Below are 21,830 nucleotides of genomic sequence, written 5' to 3' on the forward strand. Positions count from 1 at the left end.
CGCCGTGGTCTGCGGGCCGAGCAGCCGGAGCAGGCGCTCGACCTCGGCAGCCATCGCGTCGCCGGCCGGGGCGACGTAGGCATGGGCGTCCAGCAGCACCGGGTCGGCGTCGAGCCGATCGTCTACAAGCTCCGCTGGTTGGCCCGGCACCTGCCGGAGACCGTCGCCGCCGCGCGGACCTTCACCTCGCTCGCCGACCATGTGGCCCGGGACCTGCTCGCCGACCGGGCCGCCCCGGTCTTCCTCAACGTCTCGCACGCCTCCCGGACCGGGCTGCTGGACCTGCGGGCCGGCACCCTGCGCACCGGTGCCCTGCCCGAGCTGGGCCTGCCCGGCCTGGCCCCGCCCGAGCTGGTCGGCAGCGCGACCGTGGTGGGCCGGGCCTCGGGCGGTGGGGTGCTGCCCGCCGGCGTGCCGGTGGTCGCCGGCGGACACGACCACATGTGTGGCGCGTTCGGCAGCGGCGTCCGGCGCACCGGCGACGTCTACGTCTCGGCCGGCACCTCCGAGGCCCAGCTCGTACTCCTGGAGCAGTTGCCGCCGAGCATCGACCCCGGCGTCGACGCGGGCGTCTTCGTCGCCGGTGGGCTACGGTTCCTGCACCGGGCCACCCCGTCCGGCCGGTACTACCGGTCCTGGCGGGACCTGCTCTACGCCGGGGTGGACGACGCGACCATGTGGGACGAGCTGGCGAAGGTTGCCGACGAGACCGGTCCGGCGGTGATCGACGCGGATCACCAGCGGGCCCAGCTCGCCGCGCTGCCCATGGAGATCACCCGGGCGCACGCCATGGTCAGTCTGCTCAAGGGCCTCGCAGTGGAGGCCGAGACCACCACCGCACGGCTCGGCCAGCTCGCCGGCACCGCGATCGCCGACGTCACCGTCGGCGGGGTGGCCGTGGCCTGGCAGACCTGGCGTCGGCTGCGGCAGCAGGCCACCGACCGCCGGCTGCGTTTCGTCGCCGAGCCCGAGCCGACCGTGCTCGGGGTGGCCGTCCTCGCGCAGCTCGGCGCGACCGGCTCCGCCGACCTGCCGGCCCACCTGATCACCGCCGAAACCGAGGAGAGAACCGCAGATGAGCATCGCTGACCTGCTGGGCCGGCACCGGATCGTCCCGGTCGTCGTGCTCGACGACGCCGCCCACGCCGAACCGCTGGCCGACGCGCTCGCCGGTGCCGGCCTGCCGGTCGCCGAAGTGACCTTCCGGACCCCGGCGGCAGCCGAGGCGATCGCCCGGATGGCTGCGCACGGCGGGGTGACCGTCGGCGCCGGCACGGTGACCACCGTCGCCCAGGTCGACGAGGCGGTCCGGGCCGGTGCCCAGTTCGTGGTCTCCCCCGGGTTCAGCGCGGCGGTGCTCCGCCGCTGTGCCGAGCACGGCATCTTCGCCCTGCCCGGCGCGGTCACCGCCACCGAGGTGATGGCCGCCCTGGACGCGGGTGTCACGGTGCTGAAGTTCTTCCCCGCCGGCACCTCGGGCGGGCCGGCGGCGGTCTCCGCGCTCGCCGCACCGTTCGGCCAGGTCCGCTTCGTGCCCACGGGGGGCATCGATGCGGCCTCGGCCGGCGGGTACCTCGCCCTGCCCTCGGTGCTGGCCGTCGGGGGGAGCTGGATGGTGCCCCGGGCCGCCGTCGCGGCCGGAGACTTCGACCGGGTCAGCGAGATCACCGCCGCCACCGTGGCCGCCGTCGCCCGCGAGTGACGGCCCCGGCGGACCGGCCGGCCTTCGCGGTCTGCTCCGTCCCCCACAGCCGCGTACTCCGTCCGGCACCCGCTTGCTCCGTCCGGCACAGCCGCCTGCTCCGTCCGGCACAGCCGCGCTCCCGCGAGGGAAGTTGCCGTCGAGGCGTCAGCGCCGCCGCCGGTCCGCGCCCCGGGTCACCACCGCCAGTCCGTGCCGGCCGGTCACCACCGCCACGTCACCGTCGGTGTCGGTCCGCAGCACCCGCACCCCGTCGCGGGCCAGGTGCGACAGGATCGACGGGCTCGGATGCCCATAGTCGTTGTCGACACCCACCTGGACCACCGCCACCGAGGGCCGGACCGCGCGCAGGAACTCCGGATCCTGGTACGCGCTGCCGTGGTGGGCGACCTTCAACACCTCGGCCCGCACCGCGTCGGGCGGCCCCCGGTCCAGCAGCGCCCGCTGCTCCTCCGTCTCGGCGTCCCCGGCGAGCAGGATCCGCACCCCGGCCACGGTGGCGCGCAGCACCAGGGAGTTGTTGTTCGGGTCGGAGCGGGTGCCACGCAGCGGGTACGGCGGGCCGAGGACGACCAACTCCACCCCACCCGCCCGGTAGGACCAGCCCACCGGGGCCGGACGCGGCACTTCCGTACCGCCGGCACCGGGGCGACGCTGTTGACCGGACACGGCGGCGTTCACCAGATCCCGCCCGGCCGACGGCTCGGCGACGCCCGGGGTGCGTACCTCGACCACCCGCCGGCCCCGGAACACCCCGCCCACCCCGCCCACATGGTCGACGTGGAAGTGACTCACCAGCAGCAACGACACCTCCCGTACGCCCAGCCGGCGCAGGCAACCGTCCACGGCGGACGGCTCCGGCCCGGCGTCGACCACCACGGCCCGACCGTCCGCCACCGGCAACACCAGCGCGTCCCCCTGGCCGACGTCGCATCCGACCAACACCCACCCACGCGGCGGCCAGCCGACGGCCAGGATCCGGACCGGCAGGGCACCGAGCAGCACCGCGACGACGCCCACCGCGAGCAGCCGACGGAGCATCGGCCGCCGGATGGCCAACAGCAGCCCCACGGTCGCCCCGGCCAGCAGCAACGCGCCGGGCACCCCGCCGGGCCAGGGCACCGTGCCCAACGGCAGCCGCGCCCCCACCCCGGCCACCGTGACCAGCCACCATGCCGGCCAACTGGCCAGCCAGGCCGCGAACTCGGCACCCGCCGGCCACAGGGGCGAGACCACGGCGGCCAGCACGCCGAGCACGGTGGCGGGCGCGATCGCCGGGACCACCAGCAGGTTGGCCGGCACCGCGACCAGGCTGACCGTGCCGGAGATCCCCGCCACCACCGGCCCGCAGGCGAGCTGCGCCGCCGCCGGCACCGCCAACGCCTCGGCCAGACCTGCCGGTACGCCACGGCGACGCAGGGCGTCCCGCCACCCGGGGGCGAGCAGCAGCAACCCACCGGTGGCCAGGACGGAGAGCGCGAACCCCGGATCCCCGGCCAGGTCGGGGTCGACCAGCACCAGCACCAGCACGGCCGCGCCGAGCGCGGGCAGCGCGACCCGGGGCCGCCCGGTGGCGAGCGCCAGCAGCCCGATCGCCCCCATGGTGGCGGCCCGAACCACACTCGGGGACGGCCGGACCAGGATGACGAAGCCGACCAGGGCCAGCCCGCAGAGCAGCGCGCCCGCCCGGGGGCCGGCCCGCGACCAGCGCACCAGCAGCAGCACCGCGCCGACCACGATGGCCACGTTGGAGCCGGACACGGCGTTCAGGTGCGTCATCCCGGTGGTCCGGAAGTCCTCCTCCACGGTGGCCGGCAGGCGGCTGGTGTCGCCGACCACCAGCCCCGGCAGCAGCCCGCCCGGTTCGTCGGGGAGCGGCTCGCAGGCCCGTTGCAGGCCGGCCCGGAGTGTGCCGGCGGCGCGCTGGAGCCAGGGTGGTGGGCCGTGCGGCACCGGCGGGACGGAGGTGGTCAACACAGCCGCCGTCAGGTCGCCGCCGCGCGGCGCGGTGAGCCGCCCCTGGGCGCTGAGCCGCTGCCCCGGCAGCAGGCTCCGCCAGGCCGGGTCGGTGGCGAGCACCAGCAGCCGTACCCCGACGGCCACCCGACGACCGTCGGCCGCGGTCAGCTCGACCAGATCCGCGCTGACCAGCAGCGTCGCCGGTCGGCCCGGCGCACCGCGCACCGGGCGCGGGTCGTCGCGGAGCACGAGGTCGACGGTGACCCGGGCCCGGTCGTCGACCAGGGCGCGCAGCGGTGCGGCGTCGCGGACGTGTAGCCGGGCGGCGGTGGCGCTGGCACCGCAGACCACCCCGATCAGCACCGCGACGACGATCCAGCCGTACCGGCGGGCGAGCCGGGTCGGACGCCCCAGCCGGCCGAGCAGGTGTGCGGTGAGCAGGGCGGCGAGGCCGGTGGCGAGGGCCGCGAGCAGCACGGCGGCCGGGGCGGTGCGGTGCAGGCAGACCAGCGCGGTGAGCCAGGCGGCGACCGCCAGCCCGGCCAGGCGCAGGTCCGGCACCGCCTCGGCCGGCACCACCCCGAACCACGCCGGACCACTCCGGGCCGGACCACCCGGGGCCGGACCACTCTGGGCTGGCCCGGGTGTGGTCGGCGCGCTCCGGGTGGTCACACCGTCACCAGGTCCTTGAGCTGGTCGTACCGGGCGTCACCGATGCCGTCGACCTGACGCAGGTCGCCGACCGACCGGAAGCCGCCCCGCTGGTCGCGGTACGTCAGGATGCGCTGGGCGAGCACCGGGCCGACCCCGGGCAGGGCGTCGAGCTGGGCGAGGGTGGCGGTGTTGAGGTTCAGCCGCTCGCCGGAGCCGGGTGACGTACCGGCCCCCGGGGGCGCGGCACCGCCGGAAGCGGCGGGTGCGCCCGGTGGGGCGGCGACCCCGACCAGGACCAGCTCACCGTCGGAGACCTTGCGGGCCGGGTTGAGCAGGGCCAGGTCCACCCCGGGCAGCACCCCGCCGGCCGCCTCGACCACGTCGGCGACGCGCGCCCCGGCCGGCACCCGGACCAGGCCGGGACGGCGGACCCTGCCGGCCACGGCGACGACCAGCTCCCCCGCCGGGCTTGCGGTCGCCTCGGCCGCCCCGGTCGCCTCGACGGGTGCCGCCGAGGCGACCGGACGGACCGGCTCGGTCCGGGGCCGCGACTGCCACGCCCAGAACCCGGCACCGAGCACCACGACGACGGCCACGGCGGCGAGAGCCCGGACACCCCGTCGACCCGGATCGAACACTCCCGGACCGGGCAGCGGGGACACCGACGGACCCGGCTCGTCGGCCGCCGGCCGGTCCTCGCGCGGGATGGCCGGTGCCTCCGACGACCAGGGCCACGGCGGCGACAACCGGCCCGGACCGGGAACCACCACCGGATCGGGAAAGCCCACCGGGCGGACCGGCCGCGCCTCGCCGGGCGTGGCCTCGACCAGCCGCGAGAGCCGCCGCCACACCATCGTCTCCTCGTCGTCCGACACGACGCGAGACTAGGAGGGCCAGCGGCTCCGTCACCGCCAACAGCTCTCACCTGTGGACAAGCATCGCCACTGTGGACGAAAACCTGATCATGCCCTTGCTGTGGTAGGGGCTCCGGGTCCAGTCCACGCACCGCAACCTTGACACGGGCAGGCTCTTGCCATCCAGGCCGTTGCGCGGGAACCAGGGCAGCTCCGGGAGGCCATCAAGGGCGTGGAAGAAGCTCTGGAGGACCAGGACGGGCGTGTGCGCTCTTTCTTGGCCGCTCAGCTCTCTTCGTCGGTTGCGGCGTCCCGGGCCTGGTGGGGCCGGTAAGTCCTGATCCAGGTCTCGACGGCCGCGCGGTCCCAGACTCGTACCTTGCCGCTGGCGACCGTATCCACGGGTGCCGGGAAGGTGCTGCGGTTCGTGATCTCTGTAGCCCGGGTGCGCGACACCCCGCCGAGCATTTCGGCGATATCTGAAAGGGCTACCAATCTCACGCTCTGACCGTATGCACGTGCAACCCACGCACGTTGCCACTTGCAACCTTGACGGTGCCCACGTTGCAGGGGATTCTGTAGAGGCAATCGCAACTGGTGAGCGGTCCGGGTACGTGAGCGGGGCTCCGTGCCCGGACCTGCCTGTTTCTGGAGGTGGGAGTGGTGATGAACGACGGACCGCCCAGCCGCACGGATCTGTTCCTGGCGGCCAGGCAGAGCGCGGAGCAGCACCGGGACGGCAAGCGGTGCGGATCATGCACCGGGCACGGCGGGTGCCGACAGTGGCGCTGGGCGGAGGAGCACCTGGCCGCCCGGGTCACGCAGGAGCACGGGGCCGACGTGCTGGCCCGGTGGCGGGAGGTCCGCCGCCGGCACGGGTACTGGCACGGCCCCGGCAAGCCGTGTCCGTTCTGCCGGGGAAGCAGCCTGGGAAACGGGTGCTGGCTGGACGACTACGCCCGGGAGCAACTGGCCGCCGTGGAGCACGCGGCGGACGGCGGGCGGGCATGAGCGTGCCGGTGGAGGGGCCCCGGGAAGTGTGGGTTCCCGCGCTGGCGAAGCGGATCATCCGGCAGCACTGGGCCGCTGGCGGGTGCCAGCGCTGCGGGCACGACGGGTGCCCGTCGCTGACCTGGGCGCGGGAACGGCTCAGGGCGTACCGGCGCGACCCTCAGGAGGGCTCCGGGTCGAGGCCGAGCATCGACCGGCCGCCGTCGCCGCGCCCAGCAGGGCCGGCCGGAGGTTGCCGCCGATCAGGTTCCACACCTGCGTCTCCGGGGCCGTTCCGCGCGCCCCGACCGGCGGGTCACCCCGTAGGCGAAGTCACGGTCAGGGGCGGCGGTACACCACGACGCTGGCCAGGCCCGGTCCGGCGTGGGCGGCGACCACCGCGCCGGCCTCGGAGACGTACGTGTCGTGCAGGCGGTCGCCGAGCCGGACGGTGAGCGCCTCGACCAACTGCTGGGCGCGTTGCGGGGCGGCGAGGTGGTGCACCCCGAGGTCCACGTCGGCGTCGGCGGCGGCCTCGACCGCCAGGTCGATCAGGCGGGCCACGCCCCGGCTGGCGGTGCGCACCTTGTCGCGTACCACGATCGCGCCGTCCGGCATGTGCATGATCGGCTTCACCGACAGGGCGGTGCCGAGCAGCGCCTCGGCCGCGTTGATCCGGCCGCCCCGACGCAGGAACTCCAGCGTGTCGACGTAGAAGAAGACGGTGGTCCGGTCGACGGCGGCCTGCGCCGCGGCGCGTACCCCGGCCAGGTCGGCGCCGGCCTCGGCGGCCGTGGCGGCGGCGAGGGTCGGGAAGCCGAGCCCCATCCCGGTGGCCCGGCTGTCGACCACCTCGACGCGGTCACCGAGCTCGGCGGCGGCGAGTCGGGCCGACTCCACCGTGCCGGACAGTTCGGCCGACAGGTGCACCGACACCACACCGTCCGCGCCGGCGGCCAGCAACCGCCGGTACGTCGTGCCGAACTGCGCCGGGGACGGCCGGGACGTGCTCACCGAGACCCGCCGACCGCCGAGCACCCGGGTGGCGTCGGCGGGGAGGATCTCCACCCCCTCCAGCCCTTCCGCGCCGTTGAGCACGACGGTCAGCGGCACCACGGTCAGCCGGTGCGCCCGCACCGACTCGGGTGGAAGGTAGGCGGTGGAGTCGGTGACGACCGCGACGGGCATGCCCGGCACGCTAGCCGATGCCGGGCCTGCCCGTCCGGGCCGGAGGACTCAGACCGGCTCGGTCTACGCCGGTCGGGCGATCGGGCCGACGTTGTGGGCGCGCAGGTGCCAGCCCCGGACGTCGTTGCGGCGCAGTTCGGTCCAGTGGCAGTTGGCCAGTGAGCCGACGCTGCGCAGCACGGAATGGTCCCAGTCGAGCAGGTGGCCGACGCCCTGCCGGGCCGCGCCGCCGTGGGTGGCGACCACGACGGTGCCCCCCTCGGCCAGCTCGGCGGCGGCCAGCAGCGCCTCGCCGACGCGCTTGCCGAGGTCGTCGAGGGGTTCGATGCCCGCTCCCGGGTCCGGGTCGCCGGCCCGCCAACGCGCGTACTCGGCGGGGAACCGCTCGGCGGCCTCGGTCAGGGCGAGGCCCTGCCACTGGCCGAAGTGCCGTTCCCGCAGCCGGGCGTCGGGGCGTACCGGATGGCCGGTGAGCTGGGCGAGCGCGGCGGCGGTGTCGGCGGCGCGGCGGAGGTCGGAGGCGACCACGACGTCCGGCCGCAGCGCCGCGAGCAGCGGCGCGGCAACCCGGGCCTGATCCCGACCGAGGTCGTTGAGGGGTACGTCGGTCTGCCCCTGGACCCGGCCGCCGGCGTTCCAGTCGGTGTTGCCGTGCCGCCAGATGATCAGACGGGTCATTCGGCGGCGGAACCGGCGGCGTCGGCGTCGACCAGGTCACGGTCGACGAACGGGAGCTGCGGGCAGTCCTTCCAGAGCCGGTCGAGGGCGTAGAACTCACGCTCCTCGGTGTGCTGGACGTGGACCACCATGTCGACGTAGTCGAGCAGCACCCAGCGGCCACCCCGCTCGCCCTCGCGGCGGATCGGCTTGGCCTTCTCGGGCAGCTCCAGCAGGCGCTCCTCGATGGCATCGACGATGGCCATCACCTGACGCTCGTTCGGCGCCGAAGCGACCAGGAACGCGTCGGTGATGGCGAGCTGCTCACCCACGTCGATGATGACGATGTCCTGCGCCTTCTTGTCGGCCGCAGCCTGGGCGGCGGCCATCGCCAGCTCGTGAGCGCGTTCGGAAACTGTCACCGTTCTCCTTCGATCAACCGTGCGACCCACCAAGCGTCTCACACCCGGTGGAGAGACGACTTGTCAGTTCTGGCCGCTTACCGGGACGAAGTGTCCGTTACCGGGCGGGATCACTGCTGGTACAGCCGCCGTTTCGCGATGTACTGCACCACACCGTCGGGCACCAGGTACCAGACCGGCTCGCCCCGACCCACCCGCTCGCGGCAGTTGGTGGAGGAGATCGCCATCGCCGGCACCTGCACCAGGCTGACCGTGTCGGCGGGCAGGTGCTTGTCGGTCAGCTCGAAACCCGGCCGGGTCACCCCGATGAAGTGGGCCAGCGCGAAGATCTCGTCCAGGTCCTTCCAGGAGAGGATCCGCTCCAACGCGTCCGCGCCGGTGATGAAGTGGAGCTGCGCCTTCGGGCCGTACTCGTGGTGCAGGTCACGCAGGGTGTCGACGGTGTAGGTGGGGCCACCGCGATCGATGTCGACCCGACTGACCTGGAACCGGGGGTTGGAGGCGGTGGCGATCACCGTCATCAGGTAGCGGTCCTCGGCCGAGCTGACCGGGGTGTCCGCCTTCTGCCACGGCTGACCGGTCGGCACGAAGACCACCTCGTCCAGGCCGAACCGGTCCGCCACCTCGCTGGCCGCCACGAGGTGCCCGTGGTGGATCGGGTCGAAGGTGCCGCCCATGATGCCGATCCGCCGGATGTCTTCCTCCACCCGATGATCGTAGGCCGCCCCTCGACCCGCCCGGCCCGGGGCGGGCGGACTGCCGCCACCGGCCCGGACCGGGCCGCCGGTCCACCGGCCGACCGGCCCCGACCCGAGCCGGTCAGGCGCGGCCCGAGGACCCGAGCCGGTCAGGCGCGGCGAAACCCGGCCGGCGGCGGTCAGGCGGCGGCAGCGGCGACCGCCGTCCGGGCCACCAACGCCCGACGCAGGTCGTCGGCGGCGTCGGTGACGGTCCGCCGCAGCCCCGGGGTGAGGTCGTCGCGGGTGAGCAGGGTCGCGGCCGAGTCCAGGGTGGGCTGCGCCACGGCGTAGCGGGGGAAGGCCAGCCGGGCGACCCGTTCGGCCACCCACGCGGTACGCAGCCGCGCCGCCGCCGGCATCTCGATGAAGTACCGGTCGACGTACGTGGCGAGCAGCTCGGCCTGCTCCGGTTGCCAGAACCCTTCGGCCGCCGCCTCGACGAGGCGGTTGGAGCGGGTGGTGTCCCGGGTGACGATCTCCCAGGCGGCGTCCTTCGCGGCCACCTCCGGCCGGGCCGCCCGGCACAGGGCTGCCCGCTCGGCACCGGTGGCGCTGCGGTCGACGGCCGCCTCGGCGGCGATCTCGGCCTCGCCGGCCGCGCCCAGCACCACCAGCCGGCGCAGCAGCGCCCAGCGCAGCTCGGCGTCGACGGCCAGCCCGTCGGGCACCTCCCGGCCGGCGAGCCAACCGACGAGCAGGTCGGCGTCGGCGGTGGCGGAGAGCAGCCCGCGCGCGGCGGCCAGTTGCAGCGAACCGCCGGCCGGGGCGGCGGCGAGCAACGCGGCACAGGCGTCGGCCGTCCGCAGCAGCGCCGCGTCCCGGGCGAGCGGGTCGAGGTAGCGGTCGACCAGGTGGCGACTGCGGGCGAGCACGCTCTCCGCGACGGCCACCTCGGTCTCGGTGGGCAGGGCCACCGTCAGCAGCGACACCACCGCCGACACCGGGCGCTCACCGTCGGTCGCGGCGTCCAGCGACTCCTCCCAGAGCAGGGCGCGGGCCAGCGGGTCGGCGAGTCCGGGCAGCACGGTGGCGACCGCGTCCGCCGAGGCCGGGTCGAGGCGGATCTTGGCGAAGGTGAGGTCACCGTCGTTGGGCAGGAGCAACCCGGTGGCGACCCGGCCGGTCAGCGCGGGCAGTTCGGTACGCCCCCGGTCGGCCTCCGGGTCGAGGTCGACCTCGAACCGGTCGACCGCGCCGTCGGCGGTGTACCGGCCGATGCCGATCCGGTGCGGGCGCAGCACCGGGTACGCCTCCGGCGCGGTCTGCACCACCGCCGCCGAGGCCCAGCGGCCGTCCGCGTCCACCGAGGTCTCCGTCCGCAGCGTGTTGACCTGGGGCTGACGCAGCCAGCGGGCGGCCCAGTCGGTGAGGTCCCGCCCGCTGGCGGCGCTGAGGCTGGCGAGCAGGTCGGCCAGCGTGGCGTTGCCGAAGCGGTGGGCGGCGAAGTGCCGGTTGAGCCCGGCCAGGAAGGCGTCGTCGCCGAGCCAGGCGACGAGCTGGCGGAGCACGCTGGCGCCCTTGGCGTACGAGATGCCGTCGAAGTTGAGCAGGGCCTGGGCGGCGTCGGCGACCTCCTCCGGGGCGACCGGATGGGTGGACGGGCGCTGGTCGGCCGCGTACCCCCAGGCCTTGCGGCGGATCGCGAAGGTCGTCCAGGCCTGGTCGAACCGGGTCGCCTCGGCGGTGACCCGGGTGCCCAGGTACTCGGCGAAGGACTCGTTCAACCAGAGGTCGTCCCACCAGCGCATGGTGACCAGGTCGCCGAACCACATGTGGGCCATCTCGTGGGCGATGGTGGTGGCCCGCATCTCCCGCTCGGTCTCGGTGACCGCCGAACGGAAGATCTCGTCGTCGCGGATGGTCACCAGGCCCGGGTTCTCCATCGCGCCGGCGTTGAACTCCGGCACGAACGCCTGGTCGTACTTGGTGAAGGGGTACCGCTCGGCGAAGAGCTGGTGGAAGCGGTCCAGGCACTGCTTGGTGACGGTGAGGATCTCGTCCAGGTCGGCATCGAGGTGCGCGGCCAACGACTGCCGGCAGTAGACGCCGAGCGGGATGCCGTCGTGGTTGTCCCGCCGTACGTGCCAGGGGCCGGCGACCAGGGTGACGAGGTAGCTGGCCAGCGGCACGGTGGGGGCGAACTCCCAGCGCCCCGGGGTGGGGTTGGCGGCGAGCGGGCCGTTGGCGGCGACCGTCCACTGCGGCGGCGCGGTCACCGCGAGGGTCACCGGGGCCTTGAGGTCCGGCTGGTCGAAGGCGGCGAAGATGCGCGGCGCCTCGTCCAGGAAGGACAGCGCGTAGAGGTACGTCTCGCCGTCGGCCGGGTCGACGAAGCGGTGCATCCCCTCGCCCGTGTTGGAGTACGCCATCTCGGCGGTGACCGTGAGGGTGTTCGCCGCCGCCAGGTCGGTGAGCGGGAACCGGCCGTCGACAAGCGCCCCCGGGTCCAGCTCCCGGTCGTTGAGCCGGACCGCCTCCAGGCTCGCGGGTTTGACCTCGACGAAGCTCTCGGCACCTGCTCTGGCCCGGAACCGGATGGTGGTCGTCGAGCGGAAACGTTCATCGCCACCGGTCAGGTCGAGGTCCACCTGATAGGACTCGACATCGATCAGTGCGCGACGCGCGGTCGCCTCTACACGGGTCAGGCTCGGCATCCGCTTATCCTGCCCGACGGGGAGCCGGCCGGGCTCCCCCATACGCGCGGCAATGGAGGATCAACAATGGGTCAGCACCCCAAGGGCGACTTCGACCTGTCCCGGGCGGTCTGGCAGCGAGCCGAGGGCGACACCTCCGACAGCGCGGTCGAGGTGGCCTTCGTGGACGACCTGATCGGGATGCGCAACTCGGCCGAGCCGGACGGTCCGGTGCTGGTCTTCACCCAGGCCGAGTGGGACGCGTTCGTCGCGGGCGCCCAGGACGGCGAGTTCGACCTGGACTGAGCGCCGGGCGCCGGCCCCCGGGCGGTGCGCGGCGACGCGCCCCACGCCCGGGGGTGCCGGCGACGGGGCCTTCGGGCACCTCCACCGACCACGAGCCCGCCGGTCAGGCGTGCCGGCAGGCTGGTCGGGGGTCGAGCGGAGGGGATTCAGTGCCCCGAAGCCGGGTAGACCGCACGGCCGACCAGCCCGGCCGGGTCCGCCCACCGCCACGCGCGTCAGGAGAGCCAGATGGCCACCACACCGGCCGACCGCAGCCCGGAGAGCACGCTGGCGTTCCTCCGCGAGGGCTACCGGTTCATCAGCACCCGGTGTGAGCGCTATGGCAGTGACGTCTTCACCGCCCGGCTGCTGCTGGAACCGACGATCTTCCTGCGTGGGCGGGACGCGGTGGAGCTCTTCTACGACCAGGAACGGTTCCGGCGGGCGGGCGCGGCACCGAAGCGGGGCCAGCGGACGTTGACCGGCAAGGGCGGCGTGCAGGGGTTGGACGGTGCGGCCCACCACGACCGCAAGGCCATGTTCATGTCGATCATGACGCCCTCGGCCGTCCAACGGCTCGGCCGGCTCTTCGCCGACGAGTGGCGGACCCGGCTCCCCGGCTGGGAGGGCTCCGGGACGGTGGTGCTGCACGAGGCGGTCGGCCCGCTGCTCATGCGGGCCGTCTGCGCCTGGGCGGGAGTGCCGCTGCCCGAGGCCGAGGTGGGCCGGCGTACCGCCCAGATGCAGGCGATGATCGACGGACCGGCCGCGCTGGGGCCCCGGCACTGGCGCGGCCGACTGGCCCGCCGCCGGGCCGAACGCTGGATCGCCGACCTGGTGGAGCGGGTCCGGATCGGCACCCTGCCCGCACCGGCGGGAAGCGCGCTCGCGGTGATCGCCGAGCACCGGGACGGCGCGGGGCGGCTGCTCCCCCGCCGGGTCGCCGCGGTGGAGCTGATCAACGTGCTGCGCCCCACCGTGGCCGTCGACCGGTACGTGGTCTTCGCCGCCCTGGCCCTGCACGACCATCCGGCTTGGCGGGAACGGGTCCGCACCGGCGACGAGCCGACCGAGTGGTTCGTCCAGGAGGTTCGCCGCTACTACCCGTTCTTTCCCGTCGCCTTCGCCCGGGTCCGGCGCTCCTTCGAGTGGCAGGGACACCACTTCCCGAAGGGCCGTCGGGTGCTGCTCGACCTGTACGGCACCAACCACCACCCGCAGCTCTGGCCCGAGCCGGAACGGTTCCGCCCGGAGCGGTTCGCCGGTTGGCGGGACGACCCGTACGGCTTGGTGCCGCAGGGTGGGGGCAGCCACCTGGGTGGCCATCGCTGCGCCGGGGAGTGGATCACCATCGAGCTGATGAAACAGGCGGTCGGCCTGCTGACCGGGGCGATGGACTACCAGGTGCCGCCCCAGGACCTGGCCCTGGACCTGGGGCAGGCGCCGACCCTGCCGCCCAGCGGCTTCGTGCTCAGCGACGTCCGCCCGACCGGCTGACCCGTACCCACCGGGACCGCGCGCCACCGGCCCACCGCCCGCCGGGACCGCGCGTTACCGGCCCACCGGCCGCCGGGACCGGTCACCGCCGCCCGGTTTGACCGGCCGGTGGGCGGGGATGTTCGGGGACCACCGTCACCCGGGAGGACCCGTTGCCCGTCACCACCTGCGGCCGGGACCGCCGTGCCGCCACCCGCCGCGAGCGCCGTGCCGCCACCCGCCGGGACCGCCGTCCGGAGCGCCGGTGACCGCCCCGGCCGGGTCCGCGCGACCGCCGGTCGGAGGGCGGGTCACCGACCCCGCCGGGTCCGCGCGACCGGCCCCGGTCCGGTCCCGCCCGACCGGCACGTCGGGCGGGCCCTCCCACCCGACCCGGCTCCCCGTCGAGTACGTCCTGCCGCTGTGCCGGACCGACGACGACGGCCTGGACGAGCTGACCGGTTACCTGCGCGCGCTGTGCCGGCTGGTCGACGTGACCGTGGTCGACGGCTCACCGCCGGAGGCGTACGCCCGGCACGCCGCCCGGTGGGAGGGCCTGCTCCTCCACCTGCCACCCGATCCGGCCGTGCACGGGGCCAACGGCAAGGTACGCGGGGTGTTGACCGGGGTGGCGGCGGCGAGACACGAACACGTGGTGATCGCCGACGACGACGTCCGGTACGACGAGACGGGGCTGCGGGCCGTACACCGGTTGCTGGACACCGCCGACCTGGTCCGCCCCCAGAACTACTTCGACCCGCTGCCCTGGCACGCCTGGTGGGACACCGGCCGGACCCTGATCAACCGGGCGGTCGGTGTGGACTGGCCGGGCACCCTGGCGGTGCGCCGGAGCACCTTCCGGGCGATGGGCGGCTACGACCCGGACGTGCTCTTCGAGAACCTGGAGCTGGTGCGCACGGTGCGGGCGTACGGCGGCACCGAGGCGAGCCCCGCCTGGCTGTACGTCCGCCGGCTGCCGCCGGCCACGGCGCACTTCCGGGGCCAGCGGGTCCGCCAGGCGTACGACGACCTGGCCCAGCCGGTGCGGCTGCTCGTCGCGCTGGCGGTGTTGCCCGGGGTGGTGGCCGCGGCGGTGGCCCGTCGGCCGGGGTTGCTGGCCGTCGGGGCGGCCGGCGTGGTGGCGCTGGCGGAGGTCGGCCGGCGGCGGGCCGGCGGGACGGCGGTGTTCCCCCCGGCCACCGCCCTGGCCGCGCCGCTCTGGCTGCTCGAACGCGGGGTCTGCGGCTGGCTCGCGGTGGCCTGTCGGGTGGGCCGCGGTGGGGTGCGCTATGCGGGCCGGCGGTTCCGCCGACCGGCCCACCCGGTCCGGGTGCTGCGCCGTCGGCTGGCCCCGGCCGAACCGAGCGATCTCACCCGGTGGGTCCGGACCGATCCGACCTCCCGAGGGCGCTGACCGGCGAGGGTCGCACCCGGCCGCACGGACCCCGCCCCGGTCAGGCGGCGACCGGCAGCCGCTTGGCCAAGCAGACGCTGTACGGGTTGTCGACGTACTCGCCGTAGACCGGGATCGGCTGGTAGCCGCAGGAGGTGTAGAGGCCGATCGCGGCCGGCAGGTAGGTGCCCGTCTCCAGGCAGAGCACCGAGTGGCCCTGCTGGAACGCCAGCTCCTCCAGGGCGCTCAGCAACTGCCGGGCGATCCCGCGCCCCCGGTACGCCGGGCGGACGTACATCCGCTTCAACTCGCCGGTGTCCGCGTCGAGGGACTGGACGCCACCGCAGGCGATCACCCGGCCGCCGTCGACCACCACCAGGTAGCGGATGCCGTGGTGGACCACGGTGACCTGCCCGTCGAGCCCACCGTCGGCCTCGCGCAGCTCGCGCTGCTGGGCGGCGACCAGCGCGTCGACCTCCGGATCGGTGACGGGACGGGACTCGATCAGCATCACTCCACGTTAGGCCGGGTCCGTTTCACGGAGGTTTCCGAGAAACGACCCGGACCCGACCGGTAAGGGGCTATTCCTCGTCTCCGGCGTCTTCCTCGTCGTCGTCCACCAGCTCCTGCGGGGCAGTGGCCAACTCGTCCTCGGGGCGCTGCCGACGCGCCTTGCGAGCGGCCAACCGCTCGGCCGCCGGAGGGCGCGACGACTTCTCTTCCAGCCGTACGTCGGTGCCCCGGTTGCCGGGGACGAAGTCGGCCCCGGCGTACAGGGTCGGCTGCCAGTCGAACTCCCGCTCGCCGATCCGGACCAGGTCACCGGGGTTCGCGCCGGCCTTGGCCAGCTTCTCCTCCACCCCCAGCCGGGCCAGCCGGTCGGCGAGGAAGCCGACCGCCTCGTCGTTGTCGAAGTTCGTCTGGCGCACCCAGCGCTCGGGGCGGACGCCCCGGACGGTGAACGAGCCGTCGGCCGCCGCCTCGATGGTGAAGCCGGCGTCGTCGACCGCCTTGGGGCGGATCACGACCCGGGTCGGCTCGGCCGGCGGCGCGGCGCGGCGGGCCTGGTCGACCAGCTCCGCCATCGCGTACGTCAGCTCCTTGAGCCCTTCCCGGGTGGCCGCGGAGACGTCGAACACCTGGAAACCACGGGCCTCCAGGTCGGGTCGGACGATGTCGGCGAGATCCTGCCCGTCCGGCACGTCGACCTTGTTCAGCGCCACCAGTCGGGGCCGGTCGGCCAGCCCGCCGTACTCGGCCAGCTCCGCCTCGATGGTGTCGATGTCGGCCAGCGGGTCCCGACCCGGTTCCAGGGTCGCCGTGTCGACCACGTGCACCAGCACGGCGCACCGCTCGACGTGGCGGAGGAACTCCAGGCCCAGCCCCCGGCCGGTGGCCGCACCCGGAATCAGGCCCGGTACGTCGGCGACGGTGAAGGTGTGGTTGTCCACCCGGACCACGCCCAGGTTGGGCACCAGGGTGGTGAACGGGTAGTCGGCGATCTTCGGCTTGGCGGCGGAGATGACCGAGATCAGCGACGACTTCCCGGCCGACGGGAAGCCCACCAGGCCGACGTCGGCGACGCTCTTGAGTTCCAGCACCACGTCCAGCCGGTCACCGGGCTCGCCCAGTTCGGCGAAGCCGGGCGCCTTGCGCCGGGCGTTGGCCAGCGAGGCGTTGCCCCGGCCGCCGCGCCCGCCCCGGGCCGCCTCGAAGGTGGTGCCCGCGCCGACCAGGTCGGCCAGCACCGTGCCGTCGAGGGTCTGCACGACGGTGCCGTTGGGCACCTTGATCAGCAGGTCGTGGCCGTTGGCGCCGTCCCGGTTCGAGCCCGCGCCGCCCTTGCCGTTCTCGGCCTTCATGTGCGGGCGGAAGTGGAAGTCCAGCAGCGTGGTCACCTGCGGGTCGACCACCAGCGAAACGCTGCCGCCGTGCCCGCCGTTGCCCCCGTCCGGGCCGCCGAAGGGCTTGAACTTCTCCCGGTGGATGGAGACACAGCCGTGCCCGCCGTCGCCGGCCTGCATGTGCAGGACGACCCGGTCAACGAACGTCGTCACGACGCCAATCCTTCCAGCGGGGTCGCGCCCCGCAACTGAGAACACCCCCCACGGGGTCCGTCCGGCAGGAAGAGCACCCACCGGCGGAAGATCCCGCACGTGAAACGGCGAAGCGGGCCGCGGACCCCGAGGTCCGCGGCCCGCTTCGCCTTCGAGCTACTGCGGCACGATGCTGACGGTCTTGCGACCCCGCTTGGTGCCGAACAGGACCGAGCCGGCGGCCAGCGCGAAGAGCGTGTCGTCGCCACCGCGGCCGACCAGGTCACCGGGGTGGAACTTGGTGCCACGCTGGCGGATGAGGATCTCACCCGCGCTGACGACCTGACCACCGAAGCGCTTCACGCCGAGTCGCTGGGCCGCGGAGTCACGACCGTTACGCGAGCTGGACGCACCCTTTTTGTGAGCCATTGGAGGACGACCTACTTCCCGCTGGAGATGCCGGTCACCTTGACCTGGGTCAGCGGCTGGCGGTGACCCTGGCGCTTGTGGTAGCCGGTCTTGTTCTTGAACTTGTGGATCCGGATCTTCGGGCCCTTGGTGTGCGCGGCGATCTCGCCGGACACCGCGACCTTGGCAAGCTTCGCCGCGTCGGTCACCAGGTCGTCACCGTCGACGAGGAGCACCGCGGTGAGCTTCACCGCGTCACCGGGGGCACCGGTGAGCTTCTCGACCTCGATCACGTCGCCCTCGGCGACCTTGTACTGCTTGCCGCCGGTCTTGACGATCGCGTACATCGGAGGCGGACTCCCTGTCGTTGAGGCTGCTGGCGGTCGTTCCCATGGCAACTCGCCGGGTAGCTGTGACACCGGCAGCGCGGGCACGCGGGAACTCGGCACACCAAAGTGCGCCGCAGAAAAGACTACGCCATCCCCCGCCCGCCACCCAAACCGGCCCCCACCACTCAGCCTGCAAGCAGCGGACGCCGCGCCGCGCCGACCCGCCGGCAACGGACGCGGAGGCGGGTCAGCGGTGCCAAGCCGCCGTCAGCGGCGCGAGGCGGGCAGCCCTCAGCGGCGCCGAGCCGACCCGCTGTCGGCGGCGCGGAAGCGGGTCAGCCGTCAGCGGGCGCAGAGTTGGTCCAGGCGCTGCTGGAGCCGGTCGAGCTCGGTCTCGTCGATCGAGTCGACGTCCGTGCCGAGCCGGCCGATCTCGGTGGCCAGGTCGGTGAGCAGGGTCTTCAACTGGGGATCGGTGGCCCGGCCGGACTGCTGCCGCAACACGGTCCGCCAGGTGGTCAGCGCCGTCTCCGCCTGCTTCCGGGCGGTGTCCGCCGCCGTGCTGTCGTTCGCGCCGACCGCCGCGATCATCTTGCCCAACTCCTCGACGTAGGTGCGCACGGCCGTGGTCGAGGCGGCCTCGGCGTCGGCGCACACCTGTGGCCCGTTGCCGCCCGCCGGAGACCCGCTCACCACGGCGGACGGGACCACGGCGGCGGGGGTCGCGACACCGGTCGGCCGGTCGGCGGGGGCCGACTCGTCGGGCCGGTCACCGGAACAGCCGACGCCGGTCAGCAGGACGGTGGTCACCACGATGGCGGCGAGCAGGCGGCGCATGTTCTTCTCCTAGCCGGGGGGTGACCGATCGTATCGGGGCCGCCGGCACGGCAGGACCCCTCCCACCGGCGGTACGCCGGGGAAGGGGTCCTGTGGCACATGGTGCAGGTCAGCGCATCACGGTCGGGTACGTCGGCGGGCGCCGCCCCGGCGGGACCGCCGTCGGCCGGTGCCGCCCTCCCCACCGTCGTCGTCGCCGTCGGCCTCGCCGAGCGCGTCCGGGTCGTCCACCCCGGCGAGCCGGGCCGACTCACCGGTCTGGGCGTCGGCCACGGCCGGCGCGGCCGAGGTCTCCGTCTCGTACCGGGACAGGTCGTAGCCCATGGTGTCGTCGTAGCCGGTGTCGACCGGCGGGGCGGCGACCTCGACGTCGGGGGCGTCGGTGGTCTCGACCACGGTCCGCTCCGCCGTGGCCCCCTTGCGGGAGCGCCGCCGCGACGACACGCTGCCCGACGGCTCGGCCGCCGGGGCGGTGACCGCCGAGGCGACCGCCTTGACCCGGTCGCCCGCACCGGCACCGGTACGCGGCTTCTCCGCCACCGGCTCGGTGTGGATGACCAGGCCACGACCCTTGCAGCACTCACAGGGCTCGCTGAACGCCTCCAGTAGGCCGGCGCCGATCCGCTTGCGGGTCATCTGCACCAGGCCGAGCGAGGTGATCTCGGTTACCTGGTGCTTGGTGCGGTCGCGGCCCAGGCACTCGGTGAGCCGGCGCAGCACCAGCTCACGGTTGGACTCCAGCACCATGTCGATGAAGTCGATCACCACGATGCCGCCGATGTCGCGCAGCCGCAGCTGGCGGACGATCTCCTCGGCCGCTTCCAGGTTGTTGCGGGTGACCGTCTCCTCCAGGTTGCCCCCGGAACCGGTGTACTTGCCGGTGTTGACGTCGATGACGGTCATCGCCTCGGTCCGGTCGATCACCAGCGAACCACCGGAGGGGAGGAAGACCTTACGGTCCAGCCCCTTGATGATCTGCTCGTCGATCCGGTACTCGGTGAACACGTCGGCGGTGCCGACGTACCGGCGTACCCGGTCGACCAGGTCCGGCGAGACGTGCGACAGGTACGACTCGACCATGCCGTACGACTGCTCGCCCTCGATGACCAGTTCGCGGAAGTCCTCGTTGAACAGGTCCCGGACCACCCGGATGACCAGGTCGGGCTCCTCGTAGAGCAGCACCGGAGCGCCGCCTGCGGTCGCCTTGGCCTGGATGTCCTCCCACTGGGCCTGGAGCCGCTTGACGTCCCGGGCCAACTCGTCCTCGCTGGCCCCCTCGGCGGCGGTCCGGACGATCACGCCCGCGCCGTCCGGGACCAGCTTCTTGAGCACGTCCCGCAGCCGCTTGCGCTCGGTGTCGGGCAGCTTGCGGCTGATCCCGGAGGCGTTGCCGTTGGGCACGTAGACCAGGTGCCGGCCGGAGAGCGCGACGTGGCTGGTCAACCGGGCGCCCTTGTGCCCGATCGGGTCCTTGGTGACCTGGACCAGCACCGAGTCGCCGGAGCGCAGCGCCTGCTCGATCGAGCGGGAACGCCCCTCCAGGCCACTGGTGTCCCAGTTGACCTCGCCCGCGTACAGGACGGCGTTGCGGCCCCGCCCGACGTCGACGAAGGCCGCCTCCATGCTGGGCAGGACGTTCTGCACCTTGCCCAGGTAGACGTTGCCGGCCATGGTGCCGGAGGAGTTGCGGGTCACGTAGTGCTCGACCAGGACGCCGTCCTCGAGGACCGCGATCTGGGTACGGTCGCCCCGCTGGCGGACCGCCATCACCCGGTCGACCGCCTCCCGGCGGGCCAGGAACTCCGACTCGCTCAGGATCGGCGGGCGGGTCCGACGCTGCTCCCGGCCGTCCCGGCGACGCTGGCGCTTGGCCTCCAGCCGGGTCGAGCCGGAGACCCCCTGCACCTCGTCGACGGCCTTGCGGGGCTCCCGGATCTTCACCACGGTGGGTACGCCGTCGTCGGCCGCCCCCTCGACGTCCCCGGCACCCCGGCGACGACGACGCCGCCGCCGGCGGGTCAGTCCGTCCCCGTCGCCCTCGTCCTCGGCGTCGTCCCCCTCGGCCTCGGCCTCGGCCTGGGCCGGCTCCTCGGTCTCGTCCTCGTCGGCGTCGTCCGCACCGCCCTTGCCCCGGCCCCGGCCCCGGCGACCCCGGCGACGACGGCGGCGCGCGGCGGCCGACTCGTCGTCGTCCTCGTCGTCGTTCTCGTCCTCGGTGCCCTCCTCGGCCTCGCCGGTCGGCTCCTCCTCGACGACCTCGACGGCCTCGACCGGCTCGGCCTCGCGGCGGGCACGGCGACGTCGCCGCCCGGTCTCGACAGGCTCCTCGACGGGCTCCTCGACGACCGGGCCGGGCTCGACCACCCGGAAGGTGGGCAGCTCCTCCGGCTGCGGGGCCATGAAGAGCACCGTCGGCGCGGCGATCGCGGCCCGCCGCCGACGGGTACGCGGCTGCGGCTCGGCCGGCTCCACCGGCTCCCCTGCGGCCGGCACGGCGACGCCGGGCGGCACCTCCCCGGCCCGGTTCCCGGCACCGGAGGCGGCCGGCTGCGCCGCCCCCGTGGACGGCTGGTCGACCTCGGCGACGGGCTCCGTCGCAGGCTCCTCGGCCTCGTCGGCGACCGTCGGCTCGGTCGGGGCAGCCGCCTCCACGGCGGGCTCCGCCATCTCAGCGGCCGGCCCCTGGTCGGCCGTGACCTGGCCGGCCGGGATCTCGGCGGCCGGGAGCGGCTCGGACGGGGTCTCGGCGGGTGGCTCGGTCGCCGCCGGGGCGACCGCCTTCTTCCGCCGGGTACGGGTCACCTTCACCGGCGGCACGAGTTCCGCGCTGCCCGCTTCCACCCCGTCGGCGACGACCGGCTCCTCGGCCGCCTTGGCCGGGGTGGCCTTGCGGCGACGTCGGGTGGTCTTCGGCGCGGAGTCGAGTTCACCGGAGACCGGGACGATCACCTCGGCCTGCTGCGACTCGTCGGTGGCCGAGGCTGCGGTGGCGGACGCCTCGGCGGGCGCACCGGTCAGCTCCGGCTGGCTCAGTGGCGCGGCCCGCCGCCGGGTGGCCCGTCGCCGGGTCGGTGCCGCCGCCGTGCCGTCCGGCGGCGCTGTTGCGCCCTCCGGTGGCGCGGCACCGGTCGCGCCGTCGGTGGCGGCGGCTCCCGTGCCGCCGTCGATGGTGTTGTCGGCGGTGGCGGCCGGCTGAGAACCGGTCCGTTCGCCGCCCTCGGGCTCGTTCTCGAGCATGGACGTTCTCCAGTTCTGGCGGCCCCGGGC

Annotated in this window: 20 protein-coding genes; 6 read left to right on the forward strand and 14 right to left on the reverse strand. The window is 74.4% G+C overall.

Translation table 11 applies throughout. From position 1 onward, the window contains the following. Positions 1–81: 81 nt before the first annotated feature. Both ACIG87_RS27905 and eda read left to right on the forward strand, forming a co-directional pair. Positions 82–1,089, forward strand: coding sequence for an FGGY family carbohydrate kinase (locus tag ACIG87_RS27905; RefSeq protein ID WP_396854483.1), 1,008 nt, complete (start codon positions 82–84; stop codon positions 1,087–1,089). Beyond that, positions 1,076–1,702 carry a bifunctional 4-hydroxy-2-oxoglutarate aldolase/2-dehydro-3-deoxy-phosphogluconate aldolase gene (gene eda, locus ACIG87_RS27910; protein ID WP_396854484.1) on the forward strand — a complete coding sequence of 209 codons (627 nt, stop codon included), beginning with the start codon at positions 1,076–1,078 and terminating at the stop codon, positions 1,700–1,702. Before ACIG87_RS27905 ends, eda begins: the two co-directional genes overlap by 14 nt. 147 nt (positions 1,703–1,849) lie before the next feature. Here eda and ACIG87_RS27915 read toward each other — a convergent pair whose 3' ends face one another. The 3 genes from ACIG87_RS27915 to ACIG87_RS27925 form a co-directional block, all read right to left on the reverse strand. Beyond that, on the reverse strand, positions 1,850–4,333 hold the full coding sequence (locus ACIG87_RS27915) for a ComEC/Rec2 family competence protein (RefSeq protein WP_396854486.1): 2,484 nt from the start codon (positions 4,331–4,333) through the stop codon (positions 1,850–1,852). Beyond that, entirely contained in the window at positions 4,330–5,190 is an 861-nt protein-coding gene (locus ACIG87_RS27920; RefSeq protein WP_396854487.1) for a helix-hairpin-helix domain-containing protein, read from the reverse strand. Before ACIG87_RS27920 ends, ACIG87_RS27915 begins: the two co-directional genes overlap by 4 nt. Before the next feature lie 264 nt (positions 5,191–5,454). Next, complete coding sequence (locus tag ACIG87_RS27925) at positions 5,455–5,670, reverse strand: hypothetical protein (RefSeq protein ID WP_396854488.1); 216 nt, start codon at positions 5,668–5,670, stop codon at positions 5,455–5,457. Positions 5,671–5,835: 165 nt separating this feature from the next. Here ACIG87_RS27925 and ACIG87_RS27930 point away from each other — a divergent pair, with 165 nt between their 5' ends. Next, on the forward strand, positions 5,836–6,180 hold the full coding sequence (locus ACIG87_RS27930) for a hypothetical protein (protein WP_396854490.1): 345 nt from the start codon (positions 5,836–5,838) through the stop codon (positions 6,178–6,180). Positions 6,181–6,498: 318 nt separating this feature from the next. On the opposite strand, the gene ACIG87_RS27935 is transcribed toward ACIG87_RS27930, so the two are convergent. From ACIG87_RS27935 to pepN, 5 genes are all read right to left on the reverse strand, one after another. After that, the gene (locus tag ACIG87_RS27935; RefSeq protein WP_396854491.1) at positions 6,499–7,347 is read right to left on the reverse strand and encodes a DegV family protein; all 849 of its coding nucleotides are present in this window, start codon (positions 7,345–7,347) and stop codon (positions 6,499–6,501) included. 63 nt (positions 7,348–7,410) lie between these two features. Beyond that, a complete protein-coding gene (locus tag ACIG87_RS27940; RefSeq protein WP_396854493.1) occupies positions 7,411–8,025 on the reverse strand; it encodes a histidine phosphatase family protein in 615 nt (204 codons plus the stop codon). Then, positions 8,022–8,426, reverse strand: coding sequence for a ribosome silencing factor (gene rsfS / locus ACIG87_RS27945; RefSeq protein ID WP_396854495.1), 405 nt, complete (start codon positions 8,424–8,426; stop codon positions 8,022–8,024). The genes ACIG87_RS27940 and rsfS overlap by 4 nt, the downstream gene beginning before the upstream one ends. A 110-nt stretch (positions 8,427–8,536) precedes the next feature. Continuing rightward, positions 8,537–9,133: a nicotinate-nucleotide adenylyltransferase gene (nadD, locus tag ACIG87_RS27950; RefSeq protein WP_396854496.1), complete on the reverse strand. Its 597-nt coding sequence runs from the start codon at positions 9,131–9,133 to the stop codon at positions 8,537–8,539. A 170-nt stretch (positions 9,134–9,303) separates the two neighbouring features. Then, positions 9,304–11,820: an aminopeptidase N gene (gene pepN / locus ACIG87_RS27955; protein WP_396854498.1), complete on the reverse strand. Its 2,517-nt coding sequence runs from the start codon at positions 11,818–11,820 to the stop codon at positions 9,304–9,306. A gap of 66 nt (positions 11,821–11,886) precedes the next feature. Here pepN and ACIG87_RS27960 point away from each other — a divergent pair, with 66 nt between their 5' ends. The 3 genes from ACIG87_RS27960 to ACIG87_RS27970 all read left to right on the forward strand — a co-directional run bounded on the left by ACIG87_RS27960 (position 11,887) and on the right by ACIG87_RS27970 (position 14,974). After that, positions 11,887–12,105, forward strand: a complete 219-nt coding sequence (locus ACIG87_RS27960; protein WP_067312494.1) for a DUF397 domain-containing protein — start codon at positions 11,887–11,889, stop codon at positions 12,103–12,105. A gap of 228 nt (positions 12,106–12,333) precedes the next feature. Beyond that, a complete protein-coding gene (locus ACIG87_RS27965) occupies positions 12,334–13,581 on the forward strand; it encodes a cytochrome P450 (protein ID WP_396854499.1) in 1,248 nt (415 codons plus the stop codon). Between the two features lie 244 nt (positions 13,582–13,825). Further along, the gene (locus ACIG87_RS27970; RefSeq protein ID WP_396854500.1) at positions 13,826–14,974 is read left to right on the forward strand and encodes a glycosyltransferase; all 1,149 of its coding nucleotides are present in this window, start codon (positions 13,826–13,828) and stop codon (positions 14,972–14,974) included. Positions 14,975–15,014: 40 nt separating this feature from the next. Here the strand turns inward: ACIG87_RS27970 and ACIG87_RS27975 are convergent, their stop codons facing one another. From ACIG87_RS27975 to ACIG87_RS28000, 6 genes are all read right to left on the reverse strand, one after another. Continuing rightward, positions 15,015–15,464: a GNAT family N-acetyltransferase gene (locus ACIG87_RS27975; protein ID WP_396854501.1), complete on the reverse strand. Its 450-nt coding sequence runs from the start codon at positions 15,462–15,464 to the stop codon at positions 15,015–15,017. 70 nt (positions 15,465–15,534) lie between these two features. Then, on the reverse strand, positions 15,535–17,010 hold the full coding sequence (obgE, locus tag ACIG87_RS27980; protein WP_396854502.1) for a GTPase ObgE: 1,476 nt from the start codon (positions 17,008–17,010) through the stop codon (positions 15,535–15,537). A 156-nt stretch (positions 17,011–17,166) separates the two neighbouring features. Beyond that, complete coding sequence (gene rpmA, locus ACIG87_RS27985) at positions 17,167–17,418, reverse strand: 50S ribosomal protein L27 (protein ID WP_088647594.1); 252 nt, start codon at positions 17,416–17,418, stop codon at positions 17,167–17,169. An 11-nt stretch (positions 17,419–17,429) separates the two neighbouring features. Further along, positions 17,430–17,744 carry a 50S ribosomal protein L21 gene (gene rplU, locus ACIG87_RS27990; protein WP_067312477.1) on the reverse strand — a complete coding sequence of 105 codons (315 nt, stop codon included), beginning with the start codon at positions 17,742–17,744 and terminating at the stop codon, positions 17,430–17,432. A gap of 324 nt (positions 17,745–18,068) precedes the next feature. Beyond that, positions 18,069–18,563, reverse strand: coding sequence for a hypothetical protein (locus ACIG87_RS27995; protein WP_396854504.1), 495 nt, complete (start codon positions 18,561–18,563; stop codon positions 18,069–18,071). Positions 18,564–18,680: 117 nt separating this feature from the next. Continuing rightward, positions 18,681–21,800, reverse strand: a complete 3,120-nt coding sequence (locus ACIG87_RS28000; protein WP_396854506.1) for an Rne/Rng family ribonuclease — start codon at positions 21,798–21,800, stop codon at positions 18,681–18,683. Positions 21,801–21,830 lie beyond the last annotated feature (30 nt).

The sequence above is a fragment of the Micromonospora sp. NPDC051925 genome, from assembly GCF_044548625.1.
GTDB lineage: Bacteria > Actinomycetota > Actinomycetes > Mycobacteriales > Micromonosporaceae > Micromonospora.

Excerpts from the sequence above, each read along its gene's own strand:
- ACIG87_RS27975 (WP_396854501.1), bottom strand. The coding sequence starts at position 15,464 with ATGCTGATCGAGTCCCGTCCCGTCACCGATCCGGAGGTCGACGCGCTG.
- eda (WP_396854484.1), top strand. The coding sequence starts at position 1,076 with ATGAGCATCGCTGACCTGCTGGGCCGGCACCGGATCGTCCCGGTCGTC.
- ACIG87_RS27995 (WP_396854504.1), bottom strand. The coding sequence starts at position 18,563 with ATGCGCCGCCTGCTCGCCGCCATCGTGGTGACCACCGTCCTGCTGACC.
- pepN (WP_396854498.1), bottom strand. The coding sequence starts at position 11,820 with ATGCCGAGCCTGACCCGTGTAGAGGCGACCGCGCGTCGCGCACTGATC.
- ACIG87_RS27960 (WP_067312494.1), top strand. The coding sequence starts at position 11,887 with ATGGGTCAGCACCCCAAGGGCGACTTCGACCTGTCCCGGGCGGTCTGG.
- ACIG87_RS27905 (WP_396854483.1), top strand. The coding sequence starts at position 82 with ATGGGCGTCCAGCAGCACCGGGTCGGCGTCGAGCCGATCGTCTACAAG.
- rplU (WP_067312477.1), bottom strand. The coding sequence starts at position 17,744 with ATGTACGCGATCGTCAAGACCGGCGGCAAGCAGTACAAGGTCGCCGAG.
- ACIG87_RS27935 (WP_396854491.1), bottom strand. The coding sequence starts at position 7,347 with ATGCCCGTCGCGGTCGTCACCGACTCCACCGCCTACCTTCCACCCGAG.
- ACIG87_RS28000 (WP_396854506.1), bottom strand. The coding sequence starts at position 21,800 with ATGCTCGAGAACGAGCCCGAGGGCGGCGAACGGACCGGTTCTCAGCCG.
- ACIG87_RS27940 (WP_396854493.1), bottom strand. The coding sequence starts at position 8,025 with ATGACCCGTCTGATCATCTGGCGGCACGGCAACACCGACTGGAACGCC.
- ACIG87_RS27965 (WP_396854499.1), top strand. The coding sequence starts at position 12,334 with ATGGCCACCACACCGGCCGACCGCAGCCCGGAGAGCACGCTGGCGTTC.
- ACIG87_RS27930 (WP_396854490.1), top strand. The coding sequence starts at position 5,836 with ATGAACGACGGACCGCCCAGCCGCACGGATCTGTTCCTGGCGGCCAGG.
- rpmA (WP_088647594.1), bottom strand. The coding sequence starts at position 17,418 with ATGGCTCACAAAAAGGGTGCGTCCAGCTCGCGTAACGGTCGTGACTCC.